Genomic DNA, 1111 nt, shown 5'->3' with positions numbered 1-1111 from the left:
GCCGTTATCACCACCGCCGTTATCACCGCCATCGGTGTCGCCGCCGCCGGTATCACCGCCGTTATCGGAGTTTCCGTCACCCTGATCACCGTTTCCATCCGGATTTTCCGGGGTGAGAGACGGTTCAGGAATGATCGTTTCCTCATAGGTGTATTCCGGAATCACCGGTTCCGGTTCATAGAAGTGCTCTTCACAGTAGTCTGTAGGAACGTCACCTACATCAAAGAATTCTGTGATCACGGAACAGCCGGATCTTGGAAGCAGTCCTGTATCAGCGCATACACTTATTTTTTCTACAGTGGACGGCATTTCAAAATCTTTGTCCTCAAGTCCCTCATGGATTCGTGTCATGACCTTGCGCCACATATCTTTGTGGAAGTCACGGGAATAATCATCAGGGAGCTTTTCGTTGTTGTCAAATCCGGACCATACTGCGCAGGTGTAATATGGAGTGTAACCTACAAACCACAGGTCATTGTAATCATCTGTGGTACCTGTCTTTCCTGCTACTGTCATATTGTCCAGCTGGCAGGCAGTTCCCGTACCGTTCTTTACAACGTCCTCCATGGCGCTTGTGAGAAGCCATGCAGTGCTCTCCTTAATTACAGAACGTTCAGCAGAAGTTTTTTCGATCAGAACATTGCCGCTGTGATCAAGGATCTTTGTGTAGTAAAGAGGTTCAATGTAATTACCCTGGTTGGCTATGGCAGCATAGGCTGCGCAAAGCTCCACGTTTGTTACACCGTGAGTCAGACCGCCAAGTGCAAGAGGAAGATTGGCGTCTGTCCATACAGTTCCGTTGGCATCTGTGTCTGCCTCTGTCCCATGGGCAAGAGTTGTGAAGCCAAAGTTGTCCAGATACTGAAGACCAAGCTCAGGAGTAACCTCCTCCAGACATTTCACTGCGACTACGTTTACAGAGTTCTGGATAGCTTTTCGGATCGTGGTTGTTCCTCCGTAAGTTCTGGAAGCGTTTTCTACAGGAGAACCATCCGGGTAGTTATATGGTTCGTCCTCAAATGTTGTGGCCAGTGTCATGCCCTTTTCGTTGAGAGCAGGAGCATAGGTAGAAACAACTTTGAATGTGGAACCGGGCTGTCTGGTGGTATCT

1 protein-coding gene is annotated in these 1111 nt (G+C 48.9%); it reads right to left on the bottom strand.

All coding sequences use genetic code 11. The annotated features are described in order from the left end of the window. The coding region (locus QVP40_RS10945) for a transglycosylase domain-containing protein (RefSeq protein ID WP_288200507.1) at positions 1–1111 on the bottom strand (1111 nt) is incomplete at both ends.

The sequence above is a fragment of the Blautia sp. CAG:257 genome, from assembly GCF_000433815.1.
In the GTDB taxonomy this organism is placed as follows: Bacteria; Bacillota; Clostridia; order Lachnospirales; family Lachnospiraceae; genus Blautia_A; species Blautia_A caecimuris.
Note: the sequence above shows the minus strand (reverse complement) of the source record. Positions and strands in the feature narration are given on the sequence as shown.